The 15,876-nt window shown below is 72.5% G+C and carries 14 protein-coding genes; 5 read left to right on the top strand and 9 right to left on the bottom strand.

Annotated elements, in window-relative coordinates; genetic code table 11:
* Window positions 1-10: 10 nt before the first annotated feature.
* The 4 genes from ABZX40_RS16595 to ABZX40_RS16580 all read right to left on the bottom strand — a co-directional run bounded on the left by ABZX40_RS16595 (window position 11) and on the right by ABZX40_RS16580 (window position 3,267).
* Window positions 11-523: a copper chaperone PCu(A)C gene (locus tag ABZX40_RS16595; protein WP_355739273.1), complete on the bottom strand. Its 513-nt coding sequence runs from the start codon at window positions 521-523 to the stop codon at window positions 11-13.
* Window positions 524-645: 122 nt separating this feature from the next.
* Window positions 646-1,299: an SCO family protein gene (locus tag ABZX40_RS16590; protein WP_355738953.1), complete on the bottom strand. Its 654-nt coding sequence runs from the start codon at window positions 1,297-1,299 to the stop codon at window positions 646-648.
* A gap of 85 nt (window positions 1,300-1,384) precedes the next feature.
* The gene (locus tag ABZX40_RS16585) at window positions 1,385-2,158 is read right to left on the bottom strand and encodes a YcnI family protein (protein ID WP_355738950.1); all 774 of its coding nucleotides are present in this window, start codon (window positions 2,156-2,158) and stop codon (window positions 1,385-1,387) included.
* A gap of 248 nt (window positions 2,159-2,406) precedes the next feature.
* Complete coding sequence (locus tag ABZX40_RS16580) at window positions 2,407-3,267, bottom strand: hypothetical protein (protein WP_355738947.1); 861 nt, start codon at window positions 3,265-3,267, stop codon at window positions 2,407-2,409.
* Between the two features lie 373 nt (window positions 3,268-3,640).
* On the opposite strand from ABZX40_RS16580, the gene ABZX40_RS16575 reads away from it, so the two are divergent.
* The gene (locus ABZX40_RS16575; protein WP_355738944.1) at window positions 3,641-4,114 is read left to right on the top strand and encodes an ATP-binding protein; all 474 of its coding nucleotides are present in this window, start codon (window positions 3,641-3,643) and stop codon (window positions 4,112-4,114) included.
* 86 nt (window positions 4,115-4,200) lie between these two features.
* Window positions 4,201-5,010 (top strand): triphosphoribosyl-dephospho-CoA synthase, encoded by an 810-nt coding sequence (locus tag ABZX40_RS16570; protein ID WP_355738941.1) that lies wholly within the window; start codon window positions 4,201-4,203, stop codon window positions 5,008-5,010.
* 118 nt (window positions 5,011-5,128) lie between these two features.
* Here ABZX40_RS16570 and ABZX40_RS16565 read toward each other — a convergent pair whose 3' ends face one another.
* Window positions 5,129-6,646 carry an aminopeptidase P family protein gene (locus ABZX40_RS16565; RefSeq protein WP_355738938.1) on the bottom strand — a complete coding sequence of 506 codons (1,518 nt, stop codon included), beginning with the start codon at window positions 6,644-6,646 and terminating at the stop codon, window positions 5,129-5,131.
* 304 nt (window positions 6,647-6,950) lie between these two features.
* Window positions 6,951-8,510 carry a SpoIIE family protein phosphatase gene (locus tag ABZX40_RS16560; protein WP_355738936.1) on the bottom strand — a complete coding sequence of 520 codons (1,560 nt, stop codon included), beginning with the start codon at window positions 8,508-8,510 and terminating at the stop codon, window positions 6,951-6,953.
* A gap of 596 nt (window positions 8,511-9,106) precedes the next feature.
* Here ABZX40_RS16560 and ABZX40_RS16555 point away from each other — a divergent pair.
* The gene (locus tag ABZX40_RS16555) at window positions 9,107-9,772 is read left to right on the top strand and encodes a bifunctional DNA primase/polymerase (RefSeq protein WP_355738933.1); all 666 of its coding nucleotides are present in this window, start codon (window positions 9,107-9,109) and stop codon (window positions 9,770-9,772) included.
* 56 nt (window positions 9,773-9,828) lie between these two features.
* Window positions 9,829-10,455 (top strand): hypothetical protein, encoded by a 627-nt coding sequence (locus ABZX40_RS16550; protein ID WP_355738930.1) that lies wholly within the window; start codon window positions 9,829-9,831, stop codon window positions 10,453-10,455.
* Window positions 10,456-10,760: 305 nt separating this feature from the next.
* Here ABZX40_RS16550 and ABZX40_RS16545 read toward each other — a convergent pair whose 3' ends face one another.
* The 3 genes from ABZX40_RS16545 to ABZX40_RS16535 form a co-directional block, all read right to left on the bottom strand.
* Window positions 10,761-11,726, bottom strand: coding sequence for a DUF5926 family protein (locus ABZX40_RS16545; RefSeq protein WP_355738927.1), 966 nt, complete (start codon window positions 11,724-11,726; stop codon window positions 10,761-10,763).
* Between the two features lie 481 nt (window positions 11,727-12,207).
* Window positions 12,208-12,846 carry an ATP-binding protein gene (locus ABZX40_RS16540; protein ID WP_355738924.1) on the bottom strand — a complete coding sequence of 213 codons (639 nt, stop codon included), beginning with the start codon at window positions 12,844-12,846 and terminating at the stop codon, window positions 12,208-12,210.
* Between the two features lie 221 nt (window positions 12,847-13,067).
* Window positions 13,068-13,895: a glycerophosphodiester phosphodiesterase gene (locus ABZX40_RS16535; protein ID WP_355738921.1), complete on the bottom strand. Its 828-nt coding sequence runs from the start codon at window positions 13,893-13,895 to the stop codon at window positions 13,068-13,070.
* Between the two features lie 298 nt (window positions 13,896-14,193).
* On the opposite strand from ABZX40_RS16535, the gene ABZX40_RS16530 reads away from it, so the two are divergent.
* Complete coding sequence (locus ABZX40_RS16530) at window positions 14,194-15,864, top strand: trypsin-like peptidase domain-containing protein (RefSeq protein WP_355738918.1); 1,671 nt, start codon at window positions 14,194-14,196, stop codon at window positions 15,862-15,864.
* Window positions 15,865-15,876: the final 12 nt, after the last annotated feature.

Below are 15,876 nucleotides of genomic sequence, written 5' to 3'. Positions count from 1 at the left end.
GGTCCCTCCCTCAGTGGCCGGATGAATGGTCTGCCGACGACCCGCCGGACGACGCCGACTGACCGGACGACTGACCGGACGACTGGTCAGAGGACTGACCGGACGACTGATCGGACGCCGGGGTGTACGTCGCCGCCTTCACCGGAATCTCGACGTCGATCGGTTCGATACCCGCGAAGTGGAGCTTCACGGCGACCTTCTCGCCTTCCAGCGGCTTGTGCGTCAGCTTTTCGAACATCAGATGGTTGCCGCCGCTGGCCAGCTCCAGCCGACCGCCCGCCGGAACGGCGAGGGACTCGACCTCGCTCATCTTGCCGTCGACCGTCTCGTGCACGGTCACCTCACCGAGATCGCTGGTCACGGAGACCAGCTCGGCCGCCTGCCCGCCCTCGTTGGAGACGGTCAGGAAACCGGCCGCCATGGAGTCGGAGACGGGCTGGGGCATATAGGCGGCGCTCACGGCGAGATCCGGGCCCTCCGACGAACCGGACCCGGAGTCGGAACCGGACCCGCAGCCGACCATCAGCAGCCCGCCCATCAGCAGCCCGGCGACAACCGTCCCCGCACCCCGTCCGCCCCGCTCGCCCAGTCCGCCCCGCTCGCCATGTCCGCCCCGCCTGTCCCGCCCGCCTCGTCCGGGAAGCCTCACGGGTTCTCCCCCTTGATCAGCTTCGGCAGATCCTTGGTGTAGTCGTCGACGGTGGCGTCCTCGCCGTAGAGGACATAGCCGCCGTCGGTCTTCGGGGAGAACGCGACGACCTGGGTGCCGTGCGTGGAGACGACCTTGCCGTCGGCGTCCTTGGTGGGCGGCTCGATGGAGATGCCGAGGGTGCGGGCGCCCGCCTGGATGGTGGCGAAGTCGCCGGTCAGCCCGATCACCTGGGGGTCGATGCCCTGGAGCCACTCGCCGAGCGCCTCGGCGGTGTCCCGCTCGGGGTCGGTGGTGACGAACACGACCTGCAACTCGTCCTGTTCGGCCTGCGGCAGCTGCTTCTTCGCGACCGCGATGTTGTTCATGGTCAGCGGGCAGACATCGGGGCAGTTGGTGTAGCCGAAGTAGATCAGCGTCGGCCTGCCCGCGGTCTCGGCCCGGAAGTCGTACGACTCGCCCCGGGTGTCGGTCAGCACCAGGTCGGGCTTCTCGAACGGCTTGTCCAGCACGGTCGCCGCCTGGTCCGAGGGGGCCTCCTCGGAGACCACGGTGACCGGCGAACCGGAGTCGTCGCCGCTGCCGCAGGCCGAGAGGGTGAAGGCGGCCGTGGCGAGCAGGGCCGCCGCCGCGAGAGTGTTCTTGCGCATGACGAAGGATTTCCTCTGGGAGAAGTTCCGGGCGGGCGGCGGGACCGTACGACCACGGCCCCGCCGCCCACCGCTGGGACGGACGTCAGACGGAGGTACCGGCGCCGGTACCGGTGCCGGCCGGGGTGTCGCGGCGCCGGCCCGCGAGCACGCCGTACGCCACCCCCGCCGCGCCGACGGCGATCCCGGCGATGCCGAGCACCCGGGCGGTGGTGTCGGTGGAGTCGCCGGACCTCTCGGACGCGGTGGAGGCACTGGCCGCGTTGGCGGCGTCCGCGGCGGGTTCCTCGCCCGCCCCGGCGGCGGAGCCGTGGTGATCGCCGGTGGCGGGGGACAGGGCGAGTACCGGAGCCGGGTTGTCCGGCTCGTCCTGGCCCTCCTGCGGCACCTCGATCCAGCGCACGACCTCGTCGTTCGAGTAGGTCTGGAGGGCCTTGAAGACGAGTTCGTCGGTGGTGTCGGGCAGGGCGCCGACGGAGACCGGGAACTTCTGGAAGAAGCCCGGCTCTATGCCCTTGCCGGTGGCGGTCCAGGTCACCTTGGTCACCGCCTCGGTGATCTGCTGGCCGTGCGACTCGATCGGCTCGTCCAGCTCGGACCGGGTCACCTCGGCCTTCCAGCCCGGGACCGGCTCCGGCAGGACCGAGGACAGCGGGTACTCCGCCGGGAAGTTGACCTCCAGCTTGGTGGTCGAGGCGTCGTCGCGCTCATTGGGGACCTTGAAGTCGACGACCGCGTAACCGCCCTGGGCGGCGGTCCCCTCCGGCTGCACACTGACATGCGCGAGGGCGGGTGAGGCGAGGACGACGACGGCCGCGGCGGCGACGGCCCCGGCGGCGGCGATACGGGAAGCCTTCATGGGGTGAGGCACTCCACTTCGGGTGAGTGATCCGTTGGAGAGGAAGTTGGGAGAGAGAGTTCGGAGAAAACGTTCGGAGAGGAAGAGGCGTGGGCGCGCACGACGGCGCCGCGCGACACGGCACCCCACTCCAGGTCTCCGAAACTCCGAAACTCCAGGTCTCTGAAACTCCAGGTCTCCGAAACGCTGGATCTCCCGGAAGAACCCCTCACGCCCCACACACGGCGGGCGGAGATATCGGTGTCGCGTCAGACGGCAAGGGCGTACGCGGCGGAGCCGTACGCGGTGCCGGGCGGACCGCGCCGCACGACGGAGTGCTGAAGCGCCTCGGCGCACGGCTCGGGAGGCGCGAAGTCGGCGGCGCGCACGGCGCGCGGACCGTTCTCCGGTGCGGCCGAGAGCCCCGCGCACAGGGCGCGCACCAGGGCGAGGGCCATACGCAGGGCCCGTACGGGCGCCATCTCGGCCCGTCCCCGTTCCACCCCTTCCCTCCCCTGGACGGAGAGGGCGATGAGCCGCAGCAGCGCCAGATCGCCACGCCGCAGCAGCCAGCCCGCGGCGACCGCCGCCAGGACATGGCCCAGCAGCATCGGCAGGGACGGCAGCAGCACGGCGGAGGAGAAGACGGCGGCGTCCACACCGCCGGACACGGCGGCGTCCGCGCCACCCGACACACTGGCGTCCGCCCCGCCCGACAGCGCCTCGCCGGGGTGGTGCGCACCCCCCGCCCCCGGCATCAGCCGGGCCTCGGTCAGGATGCGCTGCGCCTCGGCCGGGCTGAGCGCGCCGGACGTGGTCCCGCACACCAGCCGCGCCGCCCGCTCGACGAGCGAGGCGTCAGCGGCGGCACGGGCCGCTTCCACGGTGGCCTCGGCCGTACGGTGCTGGCCCAGCCCGAAGAGACTGTGCAGGGCGAGCTGCCCGACGGTCAGCAGCCCGGCGATCCCGCCCAGCGACCGGCGGCGCCCGGCGAGCGGCACAGCGACCGCGAGCACCCCGGCGAAGCCCGTCCCCAGCGCCCACAGCGGTACCGCCGCGCAGGACGCCATGGCGTGCCCGACCGCGGACAGCACGACGCAGACCGCGGCGAACACCGCGGCCCGCAGCATCCGGAGATCTCTCCCGGCACGTGCCACATGCGGTGGCGGTGGCGGTAGGGGGGCAGTCATGGCGGCCTCATCATCGCACTGGCCCCCCGCCCGCCCCTTACCCGCCCCCTACGGCAGCCGTCACCAGGATCCCGGATCTCCCGGACGATCACGACAGCCGAAAAAGTCCGGGAAGTCCCGGCAAGACCCTCGGCCGAACGGCCGAAACACCCGATACGCGCGGGCCGTGTGATGCCCCTCGCGCCCCACATACACCGGGCGCCACCGCCCTCGCATCCGCTGTATGGGCGGAGTCACCGAGAAATCGCGATTGCGTACGGGCGTGGGCGGCAATACGTAACGGTATGTCGAGCCGCGGCCAGGAGGCTGGAGCATGAGCATCTGGTGGTCACTCCATCTGCGGCGCGAGGCTGCGAGCGTTCCGCTCGCCCGGCGCCTGCTGCTCGGCACCATGGAGACCGCGGGCGTCGACCCCGACGTCTCGTACGACCTCTCCGTGGCACTGAGCGAAGCGTGTGCGAACGCCGTCGAACACGGCGGTGGCAGTGCCCCCGGCGCGTTTTCGGGGGCCTATCGCGTCACGGCGTATCTCGATGGCGAGATGTGCCGTATCGAGGTCACGGACTCCGGCCCCGGCTTCACGGCCGACCGTCCGCCCCGCCCGCCGTCCATGGCCATGGCCACGCCCGTGGCGATGGACGAGGCCGAGAACGGCCGGGGCCTCTATCTGATCCGTGAACTCGCCGACCATGTCCACATCGCGAACAAGCCCGGCCGGGGCGGCGCGGTGGTCAGCTTCGACAAGCTGCTGAAGTGGCGCAAGGACGCGCCGCTGATGGCCGTATAGCGCGCCCCTGCCCCGGTGCCGACGCCCAGCGGACTCCCAGGAAGTCCTGACACGGCCCTCACCGCACTGCTCCGTAAAGTACGACGATGCAGATCGGGGCGGATGAGGCGCTGGCGCAGACGGCTGTTTCGGCACTGACGGCACAGCTGGTACTGGCACCGAAACCGGGCCTGCCCGACCCCCGCGACCTCGCCGGGGCGGCCGGAGGCCGGGACCACGGCACCCTGCGCTGGTCCGCGAAGGCGCTGGCGCCCGGACTGGCGGCGATGGCGGCGGCGGCCCGCCGCACCGGCGAGCCCACGGCGGAGCTGCGCGCGGAACTCGGCGCGATCGGCCGCTGCGCGGAGCACACGGTGGGGCTGGCGGGCGGCGGACACCGGGGCGCCCTGTGGACGCTGGGGCTGCTGGTCGCGGCGGCGGCGCTGACGCCCGAGGGCAGCCCCGAGGACATCGCCCTGACGGCCAAGCGGATCGTCGCCCACCCGGACCGCCGGGCACCCCGCAGCCCGTCCCGCGGATCGACGGTGTCGGCGACGTACGGGGCGGCGGGGGCGCGGGGCGAGGCGCGGGCCGGGTTCCCTCATGTCCGCCGGGCGCTGACGGCCCTGGCGGCGGCCCGAGCGTCCGGCGCGTCCGAGGGCGACGCCCGCATGGACGCGCTGCTGACGGTGATGTCGACCCTCCAGGACACGGAACTCCTCCACACGGCGGGCCCGCGCGGCCTCCGGCACGTCCAGTCGGGGGCGCGGGCGGTCCTCGACGCGGGCGGCACGGCGACCCCGGCCGGCCGCACAGCCCTGACCACCCTGGACACCGACCTCACCGCCCGCTCCCTGAGCCCCAGAGGCACGGCCCCCCTCCTCTCAGGAGCCCTGTTCCTGGACACGAGAAGATAAAACGCCCCTCACCCGCACCCCCCCCTCACCCGCCACTCACCCGCACCCGGCCCCCCCACTCACCCTCACCCGCACCCAGACCCCCCACTCACCCTCACCCGCACCCGACCACCAAACCTCACCCCTCCACCACCGAAGCCATCCAAGCCTCCACCGCACCAGCCTCCCGAGGCAGCGCAGCGCTGAGGTTCCGGTTCCCCTCCCCCGTCACCAGCAGGTCGTCCTCGATCCGCACCCCGATCCCCCGATACTCCTCCGGCACGGTCAGATCGTCGGCCTGGAAGTACAACCCCGGCTCCACGGTCAGGCACATCCCCGGCTCCAGCACCCCGTCCACATACGTCTCGGTCCGCGCGGCAGCGCAGTCGTGGACGTCCATGCCCAGCATGTGCCCCGTCCCGTGCAGCGTCCACCGACGCTGGAGCCCCAGCTCCAGCACCCGCTCGACCGGCCCTTCCACCAGCCCCCACTCCACCAGCCGCTCCGCCAGCACCCGCTGGGACGCGTCATGGAAGTCCCGGTACTTCGCGCCCGGCTTCACCGCCGCGATCCCCGCCTCCTGGGCGTCGTAGACGGCGTCGTAGATCTTCCGCTGGATGTCGGTGAACCGCCCGTTGACCGGCAGCGTCCGGGTCACGTCCGCGGTGTAGTACGTGTGGGTCTCGACGCCCGCGTCGAGCAGCAGCAGATCACCGGAGCGGACGGGCCCGTCGTTGCGCACCCAGTGCAGGGTGCAGGCGTGCGGCCCGGAGGCGCAGATGGAGCCGTAGCCGACGTCGTTGCCCTCGACCCGGGCGCGCAGGAAGAACGTGCCCTCGATGTACCGCTCGGAGGTCGCCTCGGCCTTGTCCAGGACGCGGACGACGTCCTCGAAGCCCCGTACCGTGGAGTCGACGGCCTTCTGGAGCTCCCCGATCTCGAACTCGTCCTTCACGAGGCGCTGCTCGGAGAGGAAGACCCGCAGCTCCTCGTCGCGCTCGGCGGTGACCTTGTCGGTGAGGGCCGCCTCGATCCCGGCGTCGTGCCCGCGCACCACCCGCACCGGGCCGGTGGCCTCGCGCAGGGCGTCCGCCAGCTCACGCACATCGGAGGCGGGGATGCCGTACAGCCGCTCCGCCTCGGTGAGCGAGTGGCGGCGGCCGACCCACAGCTCGCCCTGGCCGCTGAGCCAGAACTCGCCGTTCTCCCGGTCGGAGCGGGGCAGCAGATAGATCGTCGCCGTGTGGCCCCCGGCGCCGCGCGGCTCCAGCACCAGGACGCCGTCCTCGGTCTGGTTGCCGGTGAGGTACGCGTACTCCACGGACGCCCGGAACGGGTACTCGGTGTCGTTGGAGCGGGTCTTGAGCCGACCGGCGGGCACGACGAGGCGGTCGCCCGGGAAGCGGGCGGAGAGCGCGGCACGCCGGGCGGCGGTCTCGGCGGCCTGGGGGATCGGCGCGAGGTCGTGCAGCTCGGTGTCGGCCCAGCCGGACTTCATGTTCTCGGCCAGCTCGTCGGAGACACCGGGATACAGCCCGTTCTTGCGCTGCTTGACCGGCTTGTCGGACTCGGCCTCAGAGTCGGTCCCCGGCTCGATGTCCAGGTTCTCCGGGTGCTCCGGGGTCTCCGGGTTCTCCGGGGTGAGCTGGTCGGCCACGGTGATCCTCCTGGGATCTGGGATACGGCATCAGTGGGGCGGGCCCGGACACGGCATGGGCCCCGTCCATCGTACGGACGTACGGAAGGGGAGCCGACACCCGGAATGCCCGTTACGTGCAGCGACCACGCGCCTACGCGCGACCCGCGCCGGCGACCATCCGCCTACGGGCCACCCGCGCCGACGACCATCCGCCTACGCGCCACCCGCGCCGGCAACCACCCGCGCCAGCGACTATGCGCGCCAGCGACTATGCGCCCGGCGCCCGCTCCCCGGGGCGCGCCCCGCCCACCCGACAGGCGCCCTACTCGAACCGCGCCGCCAGCATCACCACATCCTCCTCGCTGTCCACCGCCCCGCCCACCCCATCCGCCTCATCCGTCCCGTCCGGCAGGACCGTCCGCAGGATGTGGTCGGTGAGTGCCTCGGGGTCGTGGCGGACCGCCCTGGGGACCCCGGCCGCCGCCGCGTGCAGCCGGGCGAACGCCCGGTCGACCGGGTCGCCGGTGCGCTGGAGCAGTCCGTCGGTGTAGAGCAGCACCGTCTCGCCGCTCTCCGCCTGGACCTCCACGCTCGGCGCCTCCCAGCAGGCGAGCATCCCGAGCGGCGCGGAGACGGAGGTCTCGACGAACTCGGTGCGCCGCTCGCCGATCAGCAGCGGCGGGCAGTGCCCGGCCCCGGCGAGGGTGAGCTTGCCGAGCGCCGGCTCGACATAGGCGAACAGGGCGGTGGCCGAGCGGGCGGGCTCGGTGAGCCGCAGCAGCAGCTCCAGATCGGACAGGACGGCGACCGGGTCCTCGCCCTCCATCACCGCGTACGCGCGCAGCGAGGCCCGCAGCCGCCCCATCGCGGCGACCGCGCTCGGCCCCGACCCGGTGACCGAGCCGACCGCCAGCCCGAGCGCCGCGTCCGGCAGCGGCAGCGCGTCGTACCAGTCGCCGCCGCCGCGCGGCCCGGTGCGGTGCCGGGCGGCGAGCTGGACGCCGGAGACGCGCGGCAGCCGGGAGGGGAGCAGTTCCTCGGCGATGGTGGCGAGGCGGGACCGGGTGCGCTCGACCTCCAGGAGCCGGGCGAGGTGCTCACCCGCGTACCGGATGTAGAGCCCGGCCAGATGACGCATCCGTTCGACCGGCTCGGCGGGCTCGTCGTACAGCCAGACGGCGGCACCGAGCCGCCCGGCCCGCTCACCGGCCAGCGGCAGGGCGTAGCAGGCGGCGTAGCCCAGCCGGGCGGCGACCTCGCGGTGGCGCGGATCGAGCCCCTCCTCGGCGAACAGATCGGCGCGCACCACCTCGGTCATCGCGCCGGGCGGCCCGGCCGGGGCGTCGAGGAGGGCGCCGTGGGGCAGGGAGGCGCGCGGGACGGTCTCCAGATGGCCGAGGTCGGCGGGGGCGAGGCCGAGGCCGACGGTGGAGCGGGGGCCGAGTCCGTCGGCCGGTTCCAGGGCGACCAGTCCGCGGCGGGCGCCGACCAGGGCGGCTCCGGCGCGCAGCAGTTCCTGGAGGGCGTCGGGGAGGGTGTCGGTGCGGGCCAGGCGCTCGGTCAGCTCATGCAGGGTGGTGAGGTCGGAGACCCAGCCGGCCAGCCGGTCCTGGAGCAGGGCTCCCGCATCGGAGGCGACCGCCGACGGTACGCCCGGCGGGGCGGCTGGGGCGCCAGAGGTCACGGGCGCGGGCGCGACAGTGTGGGCGGGTGAGGGAACCGTGGAATCGATTCCGGCCACTTTCGGAGGGTGCGGGGCGGTCATGGTGTCCGGCTTTCCGGCCGGTGCGTACTGCTCCAAAGCATCGCAAACCCCCATGTCATTCTGCGTCGCTAGCAGTGTCTCCACATGTACACGCACTCGTGAGGGGATGTCCAGCATTGTCCTGCTGGGATTCCTGGTGTCCAGGGGTCCGACGGGACGAATCGCTGTTCCCCTTATGGAAAGGCAAAGTTGGCTTAAAACTGACTCATGTATCGGGTGATTGGGGTCGACTGGCCTTGCTCGACGGAGCGTCACAGCGGTCGTGATGGGTACGTACTCGGTGAAGGCCAGGGGTGGTTCGGGGATACCCGGAACCTGGTGACGGAGCCGGGCGTCTTAGCCACCGACGACCGTGCCCCATCCTCTCGTGGTGGCGGCGAAGAGTAAGAGCGCGACCCGAAAACGCCAGACTTCGCCACCCCACGCCACGTCCATGCTTGTGAAAGAGCCTCTGGCAGAGCTTCTGCCAGAGCTTTTGACCGAAGCGGCTGGATGCAGCTGGACGCACTGAGAAGACGCGGCCGGCCGCAGTATGGACGCGACGGCAGCGGACGCAGCCGATGCTCGACCCATAGGGGTCCCCGTGCTCACGGCAGGGGTGTGATGCGCCCATAGGTACGCACAGCGAAGTGATCGACACATGGTGTGAAGGCACATGGTGTGAATGTGGCCCACGGTGTTGCCAGGCGTGCAACGGAAAGGAACGAGCGCTCATGCGCGAGATCCTCGGAAGGCGACGCAGGCTCCTGTCCAGGCGGAACGACGGGAGACCTGAGCTGGTCGGCGCGGCTTTGACCGTCGCGACGCAGTGGCAGTGGCCGATACTCCCCGGTGTGGCGGCCGACCCACAGGGCCGGTCCCGCTGCGGCTGCCCCGACCCCGAGTGCACGGTGCCCGGAGCCCACCCCTTCGACCCCGGACTGCTCGCGGCCACCACCGACGAGCGCATGATCCGCTGGTGGTGGGCGAACCGCCCCACCGCCCCGATCATCCTCGCCACCGGTGGCACCGCGCCCTGCGCGGTGAGCCTGCCCGCAGCCGCCGCAGCGCGCGCCCTTGCGGCGCTGGACCGGATGGGCATCCGGCTCGGCCCGGTCGTCGCCTCGCCCACCCGCTGGGCGCTGCTGGTCCGGCCGTACTCGATGGAACAACTGGGCGAACTGCTGTACGCCAAGGACTTCGTCCCCGGCTCGCTCCGCTTCCATGGCGAGGGGGGCTATCTGGCCCTGCCGCCGTCCGTCACCGGCCAGGGCGAGATCCACTGGGAGCGCGCACCGCTGCCCGGCTCGGCCTCCCCCTGGGTGCCCGATGTGGAGGCCGTGGTCGACGCGGTCGTCGAGGCCCTCACTCGTACGGGTGTGAGCGCGCCCGAGTTGTAGGGGTGTCGGGCGCCGCCGGAACCGGGCGCCCGTCCCCGCTCGTTATCGTCCCTCGCATGAACCCCCGTCTTCTCGCCCTCGCGGGCCTCGCGGTGTGTGCTGTCGTCCTGCCCCTGGCGGTGGCGTCGGCAGGACCGGTGGGCGGCGAGGGCGGCACCCGGGGGGAGACCCTCGTACGGCAGAACGAGAGCGAGGACGAGGGCGACGTCTCCGGCGGTGAGCGGGTGGACCCGAAGGCCCCGGCGGGAACCACGGACGGCGCCGCAGTACCTCCCTCTGCCCCCACCCCCACCCCCGCTGTCTCCGGCTCCCCGCTGACCCTCGGTCTCGGGCTCGCCACCGCCGCCCGCTGCGGCCCCGAACTCACCTCGCCCGACGGCATCGAGGCGCAGACCTGCGTCCTGACCCAGGGCGAGGACACCTGGGCGCGCACCTACTACCGCAACGCGACCGGCGACGCCCTGACCGCCGTCCTCACCCTCATGGGCCCCGGTGGGCGGACGGTGACGTTGCGCTGTCCGGTGGGCGGGGGCGATGAACCGGCGGAGTGCTCGACGCCGAGGGAGCGGACGCGCGGGGCACTGGAGCACTACTCGGCGGTCGCGGAGTTCGCGGACGCGGCGGGTACGGGGCCTTCGCTGCTGCGCTCGGGGAGCAACTCGGCCCGTCCGGCGAGCGGTTGACCGACGGGAGCGGCGGGGGCCGGACGCGGCGGCGGCGTGGGGCATGAGAAGGCCCGGTTGCTGGCGACGGGGGATGCACCAGCAACCGGGCTACTGGAACGGTAACAAGAGATCGGCTGTTAGCAAATTCGATCTCGGCATTTGCCCGCCCCTCAGGACGCCGACTGGCTTGTTGCCGACGGGAGTTGGCGCGGGAACGCGGGCCGGACAGTACGGCGCGGCGGGCTCCGGAAAGGGGGTGCGGCGGCTGACCGACCGATCAGCCGCCGCACCCCCTTCCCCGCCGCCGCAGGGATCTTGTCGGCTCAGCTGAGGGTGACCTGACGGTTGGTGAGGCCGCCGCGGGCGCGGCGCTCGTCGCCGGTGAGCGGCTCGTCCGACGCCAGCGCGACAGCCAGCCGCTCGGCGAACTCCGCGGCCGGCTTCTCGATGTCCTCGGCGCTCGTCGCGCTCGGCAGGTCCCAGACCGGCACGGTGAGGCCGTGCGCCCGGAAGGAGCCCACCAGCCGGGTGCCCTCGCCGAGCCCGGAACGCCCGGCCGCGTGCAGCCGGGCGAGCGCGTCGAGCAACTGCTCCTCGGGGTGCGGCATCACCCAGCGCAGATGGTTCTTGTCGGGGGCCTCGCACCAGTAGGCGGCGTCGACGCCGGTCAGCTTGACGGTGGGGATGGCGGCGGCGTTGGCCCGCTCCAGGGAGGCGGCCACCTCCGCCGAGGCGTTCTCCGCGTCCGGCACCCAGAACTCGAAGCCGGTGTGCACAACTGGCGCGAACGTGCCCTCCGGGTCCAGCAGATCCTGGAGGCGCGGCCCGTCGGCCGGAACGCGGCGCGACTGCACCGGCGTACCGGGCGCGGCGGTCAGGGCCTGGGCGAGGGTGTCGGCGAGGTCGCGGCTGATGTCGCCGGAGGCGGTGTCGTTCTGGAGGCCGATCAGCACCGAGCCGTCGTCGCGCCGCAGCGCGGGCCAGGCCATCGGCAGCACCGTGGCGAGCGTGATCGACGGGACGCCGTCCGGCAGCCCGTCCCTGAGGTGCAGTTCGGCGGTCGCGGCCGGCACCAGTTCGCGCAGCGCCACCCAGTCGCACTCACCGGGCAGGCCCTCGAACGGCCGCTGCACCAGCTCCGTCACGGCCTGCGCGGCGGCGCGGCCATGACAGGCCTTGTAGCGGCGGCCACTGCCGCAGGGGCAGGGCTCACGCGCGCCGACGACCGGTACCTCTCCATCCGTGAGCTGCGGGCGCGCGCCCTTCGACTGGGGTCGCTTCTTGGCCATGGTGGATGTCTCCCGGAGACGGCTCTTCTGGTACGGGCGCGAGCCTAGTCGCTCGGGTGCGGGGGGTGGGTGTGTGGAGGGGGGTGGGGGGCGGAGGGGGCGCGAGGGAAGGGGTGCCGCTGTGCTTCCGGGCGTGGGTCGGCGGCCGTACCGGCCGGGAGCGCAGGCGGTGGGCGCGCGGAGGGCGGGCGGTGGGCGCGCGGAGGGCGTGGGAAGGGTTACGGGGAGGGGCATGGGAAGGGGCACGGACGTGGCCCAGGAGCCGCACGGGTACGGCCGACCGGCGTGCCGGGCGGGGATGAACCGCCCGTCGGCCGGTCGGCCGGTGTGCGCCGAAGCGCCTTGCCCGCGTTAGGGGTCGTGGCCCGCGTTCGCGTCCCCGCCCGGCGGATCAGCCGGGCGGATCAGGCCCTGCGGACCGGCCCCAGGACTGGCCCCAGGGGCCGGCCTCAGGACTGGCCTCAGGGACCAGCCCCGCGGATCAGTCCAGGTCGTCGAACGCGTCCGCGAAGTCCAGGTCGGGGATCGCCGAGAGTGCCGGCGCCCCGACCCGGGTCGCGAAATCGTCGCGGCGATGGCCGGACCGCCGGTCGCGTACATCGTCGTGGACCACGACCCACACCGTGACCTCGCCGCGGGCGTCGTCCCGGACGCCCCAGTCGTCGGCCAGTGCGGTGATGATGTTCAGCCCCCGGCCGCCGTGGGCCGTGACCGACGGGGTCGCCGGTGCGGGGCGGGTGGGGCCGCCGCCGTCCGTGACCTCGACGATCAGCCGCCCGCGCGGGTCCACCCGCCAGGCGGCCCGGACGTCGCCGTCCCCGGCCAGGGCATCGCCCAGGGGCCGGCCGTGCTTGCAGGCATTGCTCAACAGTTCGGAAAGGATCAATACAGCATCGTCAATGACCGATTCAGCCACACCGCCTGTGCGCAGCTGATCGCGCATCCGGTGTCGCGCCTTCCCCACGCCCGCAGGGCCATGGGGTACGGCCATGCTCGACGACGTGGGCACTTCCTGTGCCACCACCAACGCCACCCCCGAGACCTCCTTCGCCCCACGCCACGGTGTGGATGCCCCATTGGCCTGTACCGGAAACCGGCCAACCCCTGTGCGGTGTCGCACTCACCTGGGTCGAACACGGAATGGACGCGCCGGTGCACTCCCTGTGACGAAGCCGTCAGGGCGATGTCAGGAGACTGTCAAGGGATGGTGCGTGTGTGGCTGGAATTCGACGGCGTGGCCGAGACCGGAGAATGGCGGGAGAGGGTGGGCGGGGTCAAGGGATCTGTCGGCTTCTTTACGCTCGGCGGAGTGCGCTCAGCGGCGTGCGCTCGGCGGCGTGCTCAGCGACCGAGATGGCGCAGCACCGCGCGTGGGCGGTTGGTGATGATGGCGTCGATGCCGAGGGAGACGCAGAGGTCGACGTCCTCGGGCTCGTTCACGGTCCAGACGTGCACCTGGTGTCCCGCGCGCCGGAAGCGTTCGACGTAGGCCGGGTGGTGGCGGACGATCCGGAGGGAGGGGCCGGCGATCCGGACCCCGGCGGGCAGCCGTCCGTCGCGCAGCCGGGGTGAGGCGAACTGCATCAGATAGACGGTGGGCAGGGTCGGAGCGGCGGCGCGGACGCGGTGCAGGGAGCGCGCCGAGAAGCTCATGACGCGTACCGGGGACTCCTCGGGGGTGGCGGGGGCGTCCAGGCCGAACCGTTTGAGCAGCTCCAGCAGCCGCTCCTCGACCTGGCCGGCCCAGCGGGTGGGGTGCTTGGTCTCGATCGCCAGTTCGACCGGCCGCCCGGCGTCCGCGACCAGCTCCAGCAGCCGTTCCAGGGTGAGTACGGAGGTGTCGGCCGGGTCCTCGGGGCGGTGCTCCCAGTCGGGGTCCTCGTCGCGGGTGCGGTACGCCTCGGTCCGCTTCCAGGAACCGAAGTCCAGGGCGGCGAGTTCGGCCAGCTCCAGCGCGGAGACGGCGCCGCGGCCGTTGGACGTACGGTTGACGCGGCGGTCGTGGACGCAGACGAGATGGCCGTCGGCGGTGAGACGTACATCGCATTCGAGGGCGTCGGCGCCGTCCTCGATCGCCTTCTTGTAGGCGGCGAGGGTGTGCTCGGGGGCGTCCTCGGAGGCGCCGCGGTGGGCGACGACCTGGATGGGGCGCTGTGGGGCGTGGGTCACCGCGACATGGTGCCATCGGGGTGGGTTGGGATGCATCCGTTAAGCCCAATAATTCCCAAACATCACATGTAATCCAATATAAAGAACAGTCCGGGACACACAGGCTCGGCTTATGGTGCTCTGACAGCCGGTGGGAAAAGCTGACGGCATACACATGCGGGCGTGTGCGTGCGGACATACGCGTGCAGGCATACGCGCACAGCGGGCATCCCCGGAGATGCCGCTGACGCGTACGGGGCATGCCGACCGTGACGGTGACCGTGACCGCCACCCTGACCGTGGACCGAGGAGAAAAGCTGTGAGCACCGAGAACGAGGGCACCGCGGTACCACCGGCGCCGCCGTCCGCACCTCCCGCACCGGTGGAAGCGCCCACAGCCGCAGCCCCACAGCCCCCCGTGCCCGGCGCGGGCGCGCCGACGACCCCGCTCCCCCCGGTCCCGAGCGGCCCCCCGGCCGCCCCGTCCCCACACGCGTCCTACGCCCCGCACGACACACCGGGCAGATCCGACGTTCCCTACGGGACACCCGATTCCCCCTACGGGACCTCGGACTCCCACCGGCCCTCGGACTCCCATCGACCCCCGGACTCCTACGGGACGAGCGACCCGTATGGGGCGAGCGACCCGTATGGGACGCCTGAATCCTCCGGCCCGCGCGATTCCTACGCGACGCCCGCGCCCGAGCAGCACGGGGTCTCTGCCCCGCCCGAGCACGGGGTCTCCGCCCCGGACGCGTCCTGGCCGCCTCCGGCGCCGCACACCGCGGTGGGCGCGGGCGATCCGTGGGGCCACCAGTCCCCGCTCCCGCCCCCGCCCCCGCCCTCGTCGGCACCCGGGGCGAAGTCCGGCTCCGGCCGTGGCCGCGGCGGGCTGCTCGCCGGTGTCCTGGTGGCGGCGCTGATCGCGGGCGGCCTCGGCGGCGGCCTGGGCTACACGCTGGCGAAGGACAACGACGAGACCAGCTCCACCACCGTCTCGGCCTCGGAAAGCGGCGGCGACGTCAAGCGCGACCCGGGCACGGTCGCCGGGGTGGCCGCCCAGGCGCTGCCCAGCACGGTCACCATCGAGGCGGCCTCCAGCAGCGGCGAGGGCGGTACGGGCACGGGCTTCGTGTTCGACACCGAGGGCCACATCATCACCAACAACCATGTGGTGGCCGAAGCCGTCGACGGCGGCACCCTGAACGTCACCTTCCCGAGCGGCAAGAAGTACGACGCCGAGGTGATCGGGAACGCGCAGGGCTACGACGTGGCGGTCATCAAACTGAAGAGCGCCCCGCCGGACCTGAAGCCGCTCACGCTGGGCGACTCCGAGAAGGTGGCGGTGGGCGACTCGACGATCGCGATCGGCGCGCCCTTCGGCCTGTCGAACACGGTGACGACCGGCATCATCAGCGCCAAGAACCGCCCGGTCGCCTCCAGCGACGGCAGCGGGTCCAACGCGTCGTACATGAGCGCGCTCCAGACCGACGCCTCGATCAACCCGGGCAACTCCGGCGGCCCGCTGCTGGACGCCCAGGGCAATGTGATCGGCATCAACTCCGCGATCCAGTCGTCCGGCAACGGCTTGGGCGGCAGCGGCCAGTCCGGCTCGATCGGCCTGGGCTTCGCGATCCCGATCAACCAGGCCAAGTACGTCGCCGAGCAACTGATCAAGACGGGCAAGCCGGTGTACGCCAGGATCGGCGCGTCCGTCTCCCTGGAGGAGGGCACGGGCGGCGCGAAGATCACCGACACGGGCGCGGCCGGCACGGAGGCGGTGGAGCCGGGCGGCCCGGCGGCCGACGCGGGCCTCAAGCCGGGCGATGTGATCACCAAGCTCGACGACCGGGTGATCGACAGCGGCCCCACCCTGATCGGCGAGATCTGGACCCACAAGCCCGGCGACAAGGTCACCCTCACCTACGAGCGCGACGGCAAGACCAGCACGGTCGACGTCACCCTCGACTCCCGAGTGGGCGACAGCTGACCCGTCCCCGCC

This window comes from Streptomyces sp. NPDC004610 (assembly GCF_040609715.1).
Classification (GTDB): Bacteria; Actinomycetota; Actinomycetes; order Streptomycetales; family Streptomycetaceae; genus Streptomyces.
Note: the sequence above shows the minus strand (reverse complement) of the source record. Positions and strands in the feature narration are given on the sequence as shown.